Origin of the sequence: Pseudoselenomonas ruminis (assembly GCF_008271295.1) — a bacterium.
Classification (GTDB): Bacteria; Bacillota; Negativicutes; order Selenomonadales; family Selenomonadaceae; genus Selenomonas_A; species Selenomonas_A ruminis.
This window is the reverse complement of sequence record NZ_VTOY01000001.1, coordinates 36,438-50,434: the sequence shown is the minus strand read 5'-3', so window position 1 is coordinate 50,434 and position 13,997 is coordinate 36,438. Positions and strand designations below refer to the sequence as shown.

The window sequence follows — 13,997 nt, the reverse complement described above, 5'->3', positions numbered from 1 at the left end:
CTCCAATGCTTACATTTTGCTATCCAGTGATTTTCCCGTCTCAATGTGCTCAAAATTCGGCAAGTAATCTGCTATGATTTCTACCACTTCTTCTTTGGTAGTATCATCCTTAGCAAAAACAGCATGCAGTTTCTCAAACAAAGCCTCAATCCGCGAAACATCTGGTATCTGTTTACCAGTAACAACACCTAGAGCCCGCAAGCGGTCAAGGTCAACAGTCTCGCTATCCGTATAGAACTCCTCATAGGCCTTTTCACCGGAAGTATTGGAGCCTGAATAATGTACCGGATATTTTCTGCTACCATTCCGAAGATCTTCTGCCTTCTCAATTGCCTCCTCATCACTGGCACATTGCATAACCTCATAGCCATGTTCTTCCAAAAAGGCTGTAGCAATCTCATCAAAGGTCATCATCTGAGCCTCTTCCAATCTTGGGAAGAAAATCTCACGATTCTCGCCCAACATACAAGCCAGCATGCAAATCTGACCGCTCTCCTCTGGCGATACAAAATATCGTTTTACATCCGACGGTGCACTGATTGGTTGCAGTTTCTGTAACCGTGCAATAAATCCAGCTGGAAGAGATCCATTGGAAAATGCCACATTCGCAAAACGAGCCGTCTTCACCGGGAATTTATTCGAATAAGCAAAAATGACATCCTCCATGATACGCTTGCTGGCCCCCATGATATTCACGGGATTTGCCGCCTTGTCCGTCGAAACGCAAAAATACTCTTCTGGCGGTATCTCAGCCAACAAATCAAGTAATTTCTTGGCCTGAAGGACATTATTCTGCAAGAGCGCCTCCACCGAATAGATATCCTTCTCTGAACGCACATGTTTATGGGCCGAAAAGTTCGCGACGATATCGAAGCCACCACGGCTGCGAAACATCTTCTCAAAAACAGTTGATGCAAAATTCATCGGATAAGGAACATAATCATCAGGAACATACATACCTTTGGTAGAACGAAGATCGCGCGTAAGTTCTGCTAATCCATTCTCATTCGTATCCACTACTACCAATGATGCAGGCTTAAAAGGCAGAATCGCTTTGATAAACGAGGAACCAATGGAACCAGCTCCACCTATCACTAAAAAACTCTTTCCTTCAATTTTCGATTTTAAAATTTCTTTATTTGCTTCAACATCTGAATAAAACATTGAAGCAGCTCTCATTGTAACAAAATGATTAATAAATTCTTCCAATCTAAACATCAAAATCATCCTTTCGCACTAATATTTAACAACAATTTAATTAATCCTATTAATTTATTTTTAATACAAAAAATTCTTTCTTTATTTATTATTAGAGCCATCACCAACAATAGTGGCACAAAGACATTAGACAATACATCTGAAAAAACCGAAGGAATAAGTGCCATAAGAATAATAATTATATTATCGATTATAGTGACTTTTATGTCTGAAATACTATTATACAGTCTCTGTCCGATTATTGTTCGTGATATATAAAGAAATACCCCAGAAACAAATGATGCAACTGCTGCCCCTTTCAGGCCAACAATAGGAATTAGCGTATAAGTCATCCATAGATTTATACATATAGAAACAATAAAACAAGCAAAAAAATATTGCATTTTATTCATAATGCTTATTCCATATGATGTCGTTTCAGCAGCAAGCATAAAAATAGGATATGATAACACTAAAGAAAAAAAATCTTTACTTTCGTGATAGTCGCTTCCAATTAATAAATATATAACATCTCTTCCTAATATCATACATGCAAACACAACTATAATGCACAGCAATAAATATTCATTAACTTGCTTAATCTCATTTTGTTTATATTTATAATTTCTATACATATAGGCAGCCCAGTAAGTTGTAAATCCTCCTTGTAAAGCCCCTAATATACTTGAAAAATATCCTGCAGACGAATAGACACCAACAGAAGAAACATCTAATAGGTGCGTAATTATTTGTTGAGTTAAAGAAATATTAACATTCATACAAACAGGAAGAGGAGCGGAAAAAGTAGCAAATAAAAAAACTTTTCTATAGTCTTCAAAATTATTAATGTTTTTAAAAGAAAAAAACATTTTCCTTTGCACATAAATATGTAGAAGTGAAAAAGCCAGTATACTACATGCACTAAAAGAAACAACACCATTTATAGTAAATGATAATAATGCAGCCAGTACGATAAATAATTTGGAAATTATTTGAGTAAGTACTGACTGAATAGTAAACTGTTTAATATTAAAATCCATTCTATATTTAATATTAAGGAAGCGAAGTATTAACTGTGCGCAAATACTTACAAATATCATAATTACTATAATTCTATTCTCAAATCCGAAAAAACAATAAGCAAATTCCTTGTGAAAAAAAATTGAAAATATCAATGCACATATAAAAGTTATTATAAGGCAACATAAAAGTAATTTTGTACCAAGATCTTTGTTACTATCATTTATTGGAGGCTCATTATAAAAACGGATATAGCTACTATCTAATCCCATATATAATATACTCAAACCTGTAGCTACAGTTGTATTAAAAATATTTACAACACCATAAACTTCTGGAGAAAACACTCTAGTAAGAACAACCACTGTAAAAAGCCCTATGAATAAATTCACTATATTTGATACAGAAAAACTCATTATACTTTTCAACACTTTTAAATACCTTCATACCCATTTTTATTAGATCATATTTATCAAACATGTATAAGAATTCCCCACACATCAGCCGTTGTATCATCCAACTGATAATTATGCATTATTCTCAATAAAACTTTTCATACATTTACGGCATGACGGTCACTATCATGTCATAACATCAACCTATTTTACTACTATCCCCTCATATCTTTAGTGTTTATTGAATTTCCAACTTGTAAAATTTCGAGCAGTAATCTGTTATAATGAAAATTGGACTTATGTATATAGAGAACAAGCAGTATAAGATATCTCTTTCGATCCCACATCTTAACAATTACATATAATGGATCAACAATCCGCCTTGTAGATCCTACGAAATTTTTCATCAAAAGAACATATATCTTCCTGTTTAATAGTTTCTGTTTCCTTTTTTAAGCAAGATTCGACAACCCTTTGTAAAACATTAATGTTTTTTACAATTTTAGTTGCAAAAAAATCTGAATGTTTCCAAGACTTGTATACAATTAGTTTTATATAACTCTTAAACAGGCTGTACCATCTCCATCTGCAACGGTACGCCGAACTGATTCTCGTATCTTCTTTTTCCTGTAGCATTTTTTCAATTACGCCAACTATTTTTATAAATGAAAATTTTTTGTCTATTAAATAATATAATGCTACTTTCTTATCTAATGGATTATTTTTATAATATTCATTAACTGCTTCTTCATTTAAGATTAATTCTCTAAAATCATTATATGTTTTTGCTGTACAAACACTCCCAAACATTTCATAATCCATATCTATAGGGAACTCAAATGGTCTTAAAAAAATATTATTCTTGTTAGCAAAAAAAGCTTCTACGCCTGCTGTACTATACCAATTTAATATCGCATCACATCTTACAATCCACTGTGATACTGACTCCTCACCAATAAAAAATATATTTTTATATCGATTACATAAATCTCTCATTCTATCGTCCATCACTTCCCCAGGATGCGGGCGATAAATAATATTAATATTATCATTCTCCCTCATTATATTATCGAACCAAGATAGTATTACATCTCTCGATTTTTCAGTTAAATCTCTAAACAAATATGGATTAAAATCTACTAATAATTTTAGTTCTTCCAATTTCTCGTCACTAAGCCCCAAATAAGAAAACGACGAAATAAATAACAGTGTTTTTTTATTTTTATCGATACCATATTTAGAATATAAAGTTTCTTTATCTAAATACCAATTATTGAAATCATCCTTTAAAAAGTCCATTTGTGGAGCCCCTGTGATTACAGAATTTATACATTTATCACTAATTAAGCGATTATATGTATCCATCCCCCAACATATATGAGTAGCGTATTTCGCATTACCTTTAGGATTTCGTTTAGGATTATTCTTTCCTCCTCTGTTATATATTTGTTCCCACTGCAAATTGCATATTCTGTTTACGCATCCAAATATTTCTAACACATATTTTTTCAATTCATAATCTCCATACAAAAATGGAGTTATCACCAAATCTGTTTTCTTAAACAAATATTTCATCCGACTCAAATCATCAATCTGAAAAATACTTACATCATGTCTTCTTCTCATAAGCTCATATCGAAGTAACAATACAGTTTCCATTTCTCGTGCTTTATGTTCGTATAAAATCACTATACTAGCCATGCAATCACCCTAAAACTTTCATCTCTTTCTAATCGACTATAAACACACAAATGTATAATTAAATCATCACATAATTAATTTGTTTCATCATTTTTTATCCTCATTGTCAACAATACTAAATAAAACCAAATTGCCTCTTCTAATACACTCGATAAAAAAAATGCTGCAATTAAAGTTCCAACAATACCTATGGACATATCAAAATTGTTTTTTTTATATTTATAATTATTATATAGCGAAACAAGTATAATCATAGTGTACAAAACAAATCCTACAATGCCTAATTCAGCAAATATTTCCATATACGCATTATGAGGGTCCCTTCCATGGCCTGCCAAAAATCCAACACCTGCTTGTATTGCATATTCATCATAAACACCTTTTATCCCGCTAACACCAACTCCACATATAATATTATCTTTTATCATTTGTGTAATAACTGTCCATATTAAACTTCTTCCTGCGCCAGATGCAAGCGTATTTATTTCAAAGCGCGGATATATTTCGCCAACACTATCAAAGGCCATATAAATACAAAACAATAGCATCATTATTATGCAAAATCTTCGATTACGTACCAATTCTATAACCAACATAATAAATATTGATAGCAACGCCCCACGAGAGCCACATAAGAATATTGCATACAGCATGATAATCATACTCAATACTGCTATAGCTTTATTCTTCCCTGTACTTGTAGTTATCGCTTTAAACACTAAAGCAACAGGCATAAGCAAATACATCGAATAATAATTAGGATCAGTTTGTGGTGTTAATGAATATCTAACTTCTTCCTCATCCCCATAATAATCTCCTCCCAAAGCAATTAATAGCAAGGAGGAAATTACGCCGCCAATTATTATTTTATTTTTTATTTTTTTTAACTCTATTTCAGATATATCCCTACAAGATATCAAGAAAAAGAAGACGCAAATTGCAATTGTGAATCCTGTCCTTATAATCCCCTGATTAACACAATTACTAGGAGTCCACAACAACGAGCATGTCATCCATAATGGATATAAAAATAACAAAACTAACAAATATTGATTATTTTTTATTTTTTTACTAAACATAGCATCAATTATTGCAATGAACGCTATTGTTAATAGAAATATTCTGCCTATACTAAATCCATAAGCATCTCTTGTTGCAGTTACGCAAGGGATAAGAAAAGCATACAAATTTATCATATTAATTTCTATTTTTTTGAACATCATATCCCCCACGTTTATACATCAAACAACTTGATTTAACACTTCATTCCATTTGGCATATATTATCTCTCTATTATATTTTTCACAAATTTCTTTATTAGCTCTTACACCTATTTTTTTACGCAATTCATTATTTTGAATCAATAACTCAATTTTTTCAGATAACATTTTGACATTATTTGCATTTACTAAAAAACCATTATATTCATTTGTTATTATATCTCTAGGCCCCGTCGGACAGTCGAAACTTACCGAAGCAACGCCACGTGACATTGCTTCTAACAATACCATAGGCAAGCCTTCCCAACGTGATGATAACACAAAAATATCTGCCTTATCATATTCATCCATAATATCAAGAGTAGCATCTTTAACCTCAATAGTATGTCCTATTTTATAATTTCTAATTTTCGCATTAACTTCTTCCACAAATTCTAAATCTTCTTTATCTCCTACAATTTTCAATTTCCAACCATTGTATTTATTTGCTATTATATTCCAAGCTTCAATGAGCAAATCGTACCCTTTTTCACGAGACCATCTTCCAACAGACAAAATCACTTTTTCATTCGAATTGTTATGTTTTCTAATTTCTAAATCATTAATCTCATTAGGAATTACATACGTATTGGGGTTAATTTTTTTGTATCGCACAGCATCTTCATTAGTAAGTGACACAATTGCTGCTGCTTGTCTATATACTATATATCTAATTATATTGGCATCTTTTCTTGCGCGACAATATGCAGTATGTTCACATGCAACTATTGGTATCCCTAATTTATATCCTGCTATAATCGCAATAATTGCTCTACTTGTCCAAAAAGCGAAAACGACATCTGGCTGCATTTGTTTAATTCTTTTTCTTAATTCATAAACAGTTTTAATGGCACCAATAAATTGCCCAACAATACTATTACAAATTCCATTATTTAGGGTAAGTATTTTTATATTTGTATTTATTCTAAAAAAACTTTCTCCACAAGAATCCATTACAATAATAGATACTTCATCCCCACTATCACTAAACATATTAGCCACATTTGCCAATACACGTGCTACACCACCAGAATTATTCATACTATGCGTAAAAAAACATATTTTCCTCATAAGCTCCGCCCTACCATTGATATATATTACAATTTAAACAATCCTCGAAGTGTCCCCCATCCATAACATATATGCATCATAAAACAGATCAAGCCAACAGCTATAAATCTTATATCTTTCCGTTCCCATACACTACAAAATGTGGATAATATTATCACACTGCCATAAGCAATCATTAGCATCATCAACGGCCATACACATCCAAGTGTACTTACTAGCAATGAACCGAATAACATTATAATAAATACTAACGGAGCAAAGTAATATGCACTCAAACATTTTGGATTTATATAGACAGTTTTACCAATCCAATACCCATTCATGAACTTTTGTTTGAACATTTTCCAAAGTGTTGGTCTTACATACTGATAGGAAACAATATCCTTATCCATAAAAATCTTATATCCAGCAGCTCTGATTCTTTGATGAATATCATTATCCTCTGTTCGTCCCAACCGTTCATCAAATCTACCGACTTTATCAAATACCTCACGTCGATAACATCCGTGAAAAATTGATTTTACGTATCCACTTTTTTCACTATTACGAAAATTAGATATTCCACTGCCAAACATAGCACTTTCTGCCGACAACAACAGTCTTGATGAAAACGTATCCTCCTCAGCAATACAAGGCCGTCTACCACCACATACACGTTCACCACGCTTTAAACATTCAATATTTTTTTCCACAAAATCTATAGGTATATGTGCATGTGCATCTATACGAATAATAGCCTCGCCTCGATAATTTTCAAGTGCTACATTCCAGCCGTTGGCCTGCCGTTGGCCTGCGTTATCTAACACCCTTATTTGCCAATAATTATCTTGATATTTTATCGAGAAATCAATCATTATCTTCTTTGTATTGTCTGTAGATTTACTATCGATAAGGAGTATTTCTGTTTTATCATGCAAATATGTTTGTCTCAACACATCCTCTAGAATACCTGGTAAATATCGCTCTTCATTTAAAGCAACGATGCATATACTAACCCTCAAATTACAGCCCCCAATGTTCTCAATATTATCTTGAAGTCCTCCCATATTCCCTGCTTTCCTATGCTGCTATAGTTCCAACGCATTTTCTCTGGCAACACTTTTGTTATGTAGACTTCATCTGCATCATCTGCTTCTGCTAGAAGCCGTTCTTCATCTTTATACTCGATGCTCGCCTCACTGGTCACTCCCGCAGGAAGTAGCAAAGTTGCATACATTTCCTCGGTATAGTGCTTCACATATCTTGGCACCTCCGGCCGCGTACCCACAAAACTCATTTCTCCCTTTAGGATGTTTATGAGCTGCGGGATTTCATCCAGACGGCAGGCTCTAATTTTCTTACCGACTTTCGTTACACGCATATCCGCGTTGGTTGTTACCTGACTGCCTAAAGCCTCTGCATTCTTTACCATGGTACGAAACTTGTAGATACGAAACTTCTTCCCATAGCGAGTTACACGTTCCTGGCGGAAGAACACTTCACCAGGCGAATCCGTTTTGATCCAAATCGCTACTGTAAAAAATACAGGGGATAAAACCAGCAGTAGAATCGCAGCAAGTATTTTGTCCAGCAAAAACTTCATTGCTAGTGTCATTTTATATTTTGCCAAATACTCATAATAGGGGCGTACCTGTTCATTTTTCATCTCTGCCGGCAGGTCTTCCCATTTGCGCAGAATCATGCCTTCACATCCTGATATACTTCTTTGAAATTCTCTATAATGTAGTCCACATCTTCATCCGTCAGTTTGGTATGCAACGGAAGCGTGACTTCGTTTTGGTACTGCTTGTAAGCATTCGGACAGTTCTTGATATCAAAGCCCAAGTTCTTGTATGCCGTATGCATCGGCAGCGGTTTATAATGGACGTTCGTGGCAACACCGTGCTCAGCCATCTTGGTGATGAAGGCATTTCGTTCTTCCTCTCCCAATCCCAACAATCGAACCAAGTAAAGGTGGCCGCTGCTCTGATGATCTTCGCTATAGTGCATTAACGTCTGGATCGACATGCCCTTGAAGGCTTCATTATATTTACTGATAATTTCTTTTCTTCGCTTGAGCATTTCCGGATAACGCTTCATCTGAACCAAACCAATTGCCGCCATGATATCGGTCATGTTGCACTTGTACCAAGGCCCTTTTATGTCGTATTCCCATGCTCCCAATTTGGTCTTTGCCAGGGCATCTTTCGACTGACCATGAAGGCTAAAGAGCTGATACTGATGATAGATTTCCTCATTGTCTATGCCATTGATATCTTTCCAGACTACTGCACCGCCTTCGGCTGTGGTGAAGTTTTTCACGGCATGAAACGAAAAACTCGTAAAGTCCGCAACAGCGCCAATTGGCTGACCTTTGTAGCTAGCGCCAAAAGCATGGGCTGCGTCGGCCGTGATAGCAATCCGTCCCATTGCCTGCTGGATTTTGTTATTCGGCTGGAACAGGTCTTTTTTCGCCTCGACGATGGCTTTTATTTTGTCATAGTCGCAGGGAACACCGCCTAAATCGACCGGGATAATTGCTTTAGTTTTCTCGTTAATGGCTTTTTCCAGCGCATCGTAGTCCATTTCCCAGCTGTCTTTGGCGGTATCTACCAATACGATCTTGGCTCCTACATGGTCGATGACGCTGGCCGATGCCGTGTAGGTATAGGCGCTGGTGATTACTTCGTCTCCCTCGCCGATACCAAGAACTCTTAGCGTTAGTTCCAGTGCTGCGGTTGCGGAATTCAAGCAGACGGCTTTGCTCGTATGGCAGAAGTCTGCAATTTGCGACTCCAGTTTCTTCGTTCTCGGACCTGTGGTTATCCAGCCGGAACGCATCGCTTCGGCTACTTCCTTTATTTCTTCCTCCGTAATGTCAGGAGGGGAAAAGCTTATTTGACGGGATTTCATATTATAACTGCCTTCTTTCGTGGTTGTTGGGAGTGCGTTACCTCATCCGGTCCTTCGGACCAATCTCCGGGGAGTCCACTGGACTCCCGCGGCTTCGCCGCCCCCAGAGGGGACGGCTTTATTTTGCTTCTTCGAGCTGCTTACTCTTATAAGTCGGTATCATATGCTTTAACGTCTGCAAGATTACTTGTTTATTCGTGGTTTCCTTGAGAGTTTGCAGGCTTTGTTTTAGGTCTGCCTCATTCAACGGCTGAATCTGGGCTTTGAAGATTTTCTTGTGTTTGGTACTGGTGGTACCTTCTTCGCTGGTTAGGAGTTCTTCGTAGAGTTTTTCTCCTGGCCTTAGCCCGGTGTAGGTTATCTGGATGTCTTCGCCTGGGGTCAGGCCGTGGAGCCGTATGAGGTCTTCTGCCATGTCTTTGATTTTTACGGGTTTTCCCATGTCGAACAGGAATACCTCGCCGCCTTCGGCCTGACTGCCCGCTTGGAGTACGAGCTGGACGGCTTCGGGGATGGTCATGAAGAATCTTGTCATTTCCTTATGGGTGACCGTTACCGGGCCGCCGGCGGCGATTTGTTTTTCAAATAATGGCACGACACTGCCGCGGCTGCCGAGGACGTTGCCGAATCTTACGGTGACGAACTTCGTTTTGCTGTGCTGGTTGATTTCCTGCAAAACGAGTTCAGCCGTGCGCTTGGTGGCGCCCATGACACTGGTCGGGTTTACAGCTTTATCCGTGGAAATTAAGACGAAGATTTCGGCCTGATTTTCATCGGCCAGCTCTGCCACGTTTTTCGTACCAAAGACGTTATTCTTGATGGCTTCTTCGGGCTGTATTTCCATGAGCGGGACGTGTTTATGCGCCGCGGCATGGAATACAACCTGTGGCTGGAACCGTTTGAAAATACGTTCCATGCGGTCTCTGTCCGTAATGTTTGCGATTACCGTATGATAGGTCTGCTCGGGGAATTTGCGCTTGAGTTCCTGATGGATTTCGTAGATGCTGTTTTCGCCACGGCCGAGAAGGATGATTTCTTTGGCTCCTACGCGGCTGATCTGGCGGGAAATCTCGGAACCAATGGAGCCGCCAGCGCCCGTAATCAATACCGTTTTGCCGGCGATGTAGTTTGTTATCTTGGCAAAGTCAAGGTGTATCGGGTCACGGCGGAGTAAATCCTCTAACCGGATTTCGCGCATTTCGCCCATGCCGACGCCATCGGTCATCATTTCGTAGATCCCCGGCATGATGCGGACTTTGGCGCCCGTCTTGCGGCATTGCATAGCAATATGGCGGATGGTATCACCATCCGCCGAAGGTATGGCGATTACGATTTTGTCAATTTTGTTTTCTTGCACTACTTTGGGAATCTCGCTGATGGTGCCGAGTATTGGAAAGCCTGCGAGTCTTCCTTTTTGCTTCTTTTCGTCGTCATCGACAAAGCCGACAATACAAATGGACGCAGCGGCTTTTTGTTCCAATTCCCGGACCAGCATGGCACCGGCATCCCCGGCACCGACAATCAGGAGATTTTTCCTGTCGCCCTGGGATTCTGTGACCATATCAAGATTGACTTTGTAGGCCAACCTGCTGGCGCCAACGCCACAAATCGTGAGCAGCCAGGTCAGGATGATGACACTGCGCGGCACGGAAACCGCCGCCATGACCGTGACGAAAAAGATGATAGCCTGCGACAGGGTGATGGCACCGATTATCGCAATAAGGTCACGGATGCGGGCATAGTGCCAAATGCGGTGGTACATACCATAGAAATAGAAGATAGCCAGGGAAATCAGCACCATCCACGGCAAGCAGGCACGGAACGTGTCAAATTCTGCGGCGGGAACCGTCCCCTCAAAACGAAGCAATAGGGCAACCAAAGGCATTACGGCCAGGATTATGGCGTCAATTAATAGCAGTTTTAGTTTGTCTCGTATTAATTTCAGATATGTCACTGATTTAAGCCTCTTCTCGTTTATAACAAATGAGTCCGTAGCCGAAGCTGATCAGACAGCCGATGACGAAGCCGATGGCGGCGATTAGTTTCTTTCTTGGTGCCGCGGGTTTGTCTTCGTCAGGGAGGTTGGCGGCGTCGATAATCTGGATATCCATACTTTCCATGGCTTCCTGGATTTTATCCTGTTCGCACTGCTGAACGAGGCTCAGGTATATCTGTTGTTTGATTTTCGAGTCGCTTTCGAGCTGGATGTAGTTCATCATGGCGTCCGGGAGTTTGCCGATTTCGGCTTCTTTTTCGGATTTTTTCGCCTTGATGGCTTCTTCGCTGGCGCTGGCGGCGCTGACTTCGGCCTGGGCTACAGCCTGGTTCTTGAGGATTTCCATCTGAGCCGCGTTAAGGCTGGCGGCATTGGAGCCAACGACAGCACCGACTTCATCGGTAAGGGCCTGCTGGAGCTGGGCCAGCTGATTCTTGGCCGCGATTACGTTTGGATGGTTTTCGGTGTATTTCTGGCGAAGGCCGACGAGCTCGACTTCCTGTTTGACAATCTGGGAGCGGATGCTCTGGACGGTGCTGTTGTCGTTGATGTTGAAGTTTCTCGCACCGGCTTTCTGCTCGCCAAGTTTCTGCGTCGCGACATCGTACTGGGCCTGGGCCGATTTTTGTTTGACCTGCATTTCGCCGATGGTCTTGTCGTAGGCGTTTAGCTGCTCGATGGCAAGTTTGGCCTGGTCGCTCGGGCTGTAGATTTTATTTTCCTTGGAGTAGGCGGCAAGCTTCGCGGCGGCATCGTCGGCTTCCTGTTTTGCCTTTTCGATGCGGTCGTTGAGGAACGTTACGAGCAGGCTCTGCGTCTGCTGGCTGTTTTCCGTCTGCATGGTGAGGAAGTTATCCACAACTCCCTGAGAAATCATCTGCGCCTCTTCCGGCGTGCGGCCCGTGGCCGTTACCGTGATGAGGTTAGTCTGCTTGGTATTCTCGATTTTAAGATTGCTTTTCGCAAAGCCTTTAGCGTCCGGCTTCGCTTTTTCATTTGGCCATTCCATCTGGTCAATAATCGGTTCAAGGACGCGGCGCGATTTCATGAGTTCGATGTAGTTCAGCGGCGATGCATTCGAGCTGCTGCCGCCAACATTAATCCCCATTGCGGCAGCCATGGCGGCGGCACCACCAATATCCTTGCCCGCGCTTCGCGTTTGGACGAGGGCCGTGGACTCGTACTGCTTCGGCAGGATAAACGCCGTACCGATAGCCAAGGCTGTACAGCCCGCAACGATACCCCCTACTACCTTCTTGCGCTCCAGCATGATCTGCATGAGTCTGCCCAGGTCAATGCTCTCTTCGTTTTCCATATCGTTACGTTGCTCCTTTTCGTCTCGTTTTCTTCGTGTAGATTATATATAAATCATTGCGTGCGATTTTTATCAAAAAGTGTACTTTTTGATAAAGACGCTTGGCCTCTTATTTTCTTTTAATTTTTATTTTTCCTGACCTTTTAGGGTATGAAAAACAAACAAAAATGGACATATGTCGTTGTGAATGCTATAATAAGCCTTGTGATTGTCTTGTCTCAAAAAGTACACTTTATGAGACTTTACCTATATAAAAAGCCAGCGCCCCTAAAGAGAAACCACCTCTTTGGGGGCGCTGGCTTTTAGCCTGCTATGCGTTTTGCTAATTTTCTTTCCGTAACTTAACAAGTTCTTCAGTTATTCCTTCACTTTTGCATCATTACTTCAAATATCGACGCAATAACTTAACTAATTCAAGTTTTAGTTAAGTTATTTGTTAACTTATTCCCATTTCGCGAACTCTTCGGTAGAAAGTTGCTTTACTTATTTCGCATATTTTAAGTATTTCTTCGCAAGTGATTTTGTTATTGCGCCATTTGTTGACGAGTTTTTCGAAGTTTTGCGGGACTTTTACCTCGGGGCGGCCGAAGCGGATGCCTTTGGCCTTAGCGGCGGCGATGCCTTGCGCCTGGCGCTTGCGGATGTTGTCGCGTTCGGATTCGGCTACGAATGACAGAACTTGCAGCACAAGATCGGAGATGAAGGTTCCAAGCAAGTCTTTGTAGCGGCGCGTATCGAGGAGAGGCATGTCGATGACGCAGATGTCGATTTTTCGCTCTTCAGTCAAGTGCCGCCATTGGTTCTGGATTTCCTTATAGTTGCGCCCGAGCCGGTCAATGCTTAAGATGTATAACAAATCGCCTGGCTTTAGCCGCTGTACCAGCTTTTGATAGTTTTGGCGTTGAAAATCCTTACCGGACTGTTTGTCGATGTAGATGTTTGGCTTTGGAATTTCTAGTTTTTCCATTGCCTTCAGCTGCCGCAATTCATTCTGGTCGATGCTCGACACCCGGATGTACGCATATTTTTTCATTTTTCTTCCTCCTATCTGACGGGGAAATTTCCCCTCTATAGGAATACATGAATTGACTTGTCAAAAAGCAGCCTCCTCTCCCCAAAAAGTCAAAAAAAACGAGCCCGCTCATCAATAG

11 protein-coding genes are annotated in these 13,997 nt (G+C 39.8%); all 11 read right to left on the bottom strand.

The annotated features are described in order from the left end of the window. Positions 1-9: 9 nt before the first annotated feature. A complete protein-coding gene (locus tag FZ040_RS00215) occupies positions 10-1,218 on the bottom strand; it encodes a polysaccharide biosynthesis protein (RefSeq protein WP_149170142.1) in 1,209 nt (402 codons plus the stop codon). Between the two features lie 5 nt (positions 1,219-1,223). Then, on the bottom strand, positions 1,224-2,648 hold the full coding sequence (locus tag FZ040_RS00210) for a lipopolysaccharide biosynthesis protein (protein WP_149170141.1): 1,425 nt from the start codon (positions 2,646-2,648) through the stop codon (positions 1,224-1,226). Between the two features lie 333 nt (positions 2,649-2,981). Beyond that, positions 2,982-4,313 carry a surface carbohydrate biosynthesis protein gene (locus FZ040_RS00205; RefSeq protein ID WP_149170140.1) on the bottom strand — a complete coding sequence of 444 codons (1,332 nt, stop codon included), beginning with the start codon at positions 4,311-4,313 and terminating at the stop codon, positions 2,982-2,984. A 74-nt stretch (positions 4,314-4,387) separates the two neighbouring features. After that, the gene (locus FZ040_RS00200; protein ID WP_149170139.1) at positions 4,388-5,536 is read right to left on the bottom strand and encodes an O-antigen ligase family protein; all 1,149 of its coding nucleotides are present in this window, start codon (positions 5,534-5,536) and stop codon (positions 4,388-4,390) included. 18 nt (positions 5,537-5,554) lie between these two features. After that, positions 5,555-6,643: a glycosyltransferase family 4 protein gene (locus FZ040_RS00195; protein ID WP_149170138.1), complete on the bottom strand. Its 1,089-nt coding sequence runs from the start codon at positions 6,641-6,643 to the stop codon at positions 5,555-5,557. A 26-nt stretch (positions 6,644-6,669) separates the two neighbouring features. Continuing rightward, a complete protein-coding gene (locus FZ040_RS00190) occupies positions 6,670-7,689 on the bottom strand; it encodes a glycosyltransferase family 2 protein (RefSeq protein ID WP_149170137.1) in 1,020 nt (339 codons plus the stop codon). Further along, entirely contained in the window at positions 7,641-8,324 is a 684-nt protein-coding gene (locus FZ040_RS00185) for a sugar transferase (RefSeq protein WP_149170136.1), read from the bottom strand. The genes FZ040_RS00190 and FZ040_RS00185 overlap by 49 nt, the downstream gene beginning before the upstream one ends. Further along, positions 8,321-9,535, bottom strand: coding sequence for a DegT/DnrJ/EryC1/StrS family aminotransferase (locus tag FZ040_RS00180; RefSeq protein ID WP_149170135.1), 1,215 nt, complete (start codon positions 9,533-9,535; stop codon positions 8,321-8,323). The genes FZ040_RS00185 and FZ040_RS00180 overlap by 4 nt, the downstream gene beginning before the upstream one ends. Positions 9,536-9,653: 118 nt before the next feature. Continuing rightward, positions 9,654-11,489 (bottom strand): polysaccharide biosynthesis protein, encoded by a 1,836-nt coding sequence (locus FZ040_RS00175; RefSeq protein WP_149170134.1) that lies wholly within the window; start codon positions 11,487-11,489, stop codon positions 9,654-9,656. 4 nt (positions 11,490-11,493) lie between these two features. Then, a complete protein-coding gene (locus tag FZ040_RS00170) occupies positions 11,494-12,846 on the bottom strand; it encodes a GumC family protein (RefSeq protein WP_149170133.1) in 1,353 nt (450 codons plus the stop codon). A gap of 436 nt (positions 12,847-13,282) precedes the next feature. Then, the gene (locus FZ040_RS00165) at positions 13,283-13,879 is read right to left on the bottom strand and encodes a recombinase family protein (RefSeq protein ID WP_149170132.1); all 597 of its coding nucleotides are present in this window, start codon (positions 13,877-13,879) and stop codon (positions 13,283-13,285) included. Between the last annotated feature and the right edge of the window lie 118 nt (positions 13,880-13,997).

Bases quoted from the DNA above. Each gene is read 5' to 3' on its own strand.
- FZ040_RS00170 (WP_149170133.1), bottom strand. From the start codon at position 12,846: ATGGAAAACGAAGAGAGCATTGACCTGGGCAGACTCATGCAGATCATG.
- FZ040_RS00205 (WP_149170140.1), bottom strand. From the start codon at position 4,313: ATGGCTAGTATAGTGATTTTATACGAACATAAAGCACGAGAAATGGAA.
- FZ040_RS00190 (WP_149170137.1), bottom strand. From the start codon at position 7,689: ATGGGAGGACTTCAAGATAATATTGAGAACATTGGGGGCTGTAATTTG.
- FZ040_RS00180 (WP_149170135.1), bottom strand. From the start codon at position 9,535: ATGAAATCCCGTCAAATAAGCTTTTCCCCTCCTGACATTACGGAGGAA.
- FZ040_RS00165 (WP_149170132.1), bottom strand. From the start codon at position 13,879: ATGAAAAAATATGCGTACATCCGGGTGTCGAGCATCGACCAGAATGAA.
- FZ040_RS00185 (WP_149170136.1), bottom strand. From the start codon at position 8,324: ATGATTCTGCGCAAATGGGAAGACCTGCCGGCAGAGATGAAAAATGAA.
- FZ040_RS00195 (WP_149170138.1), bottom strand. From the start codon at position 6,643: ATGAGGAAAATATGTTTTTTTACGCATAGTATGAATAATTCTGGTGGT.
- FZ040_RS00215 (WP_149170142.1), bottom strand. From the start codon at position 1,218: ATGTTTAGATTGGAAGAATTTATTAATCATTTTGTTACAATGAGAGCT.
- FZ040_RS00200 (WP_149170139.1), bottom strand. From the start codon at position 5,536: ATGATGTTCAAAAAAATAGAAATTAATATGATAAATTTGTATGCTTTT.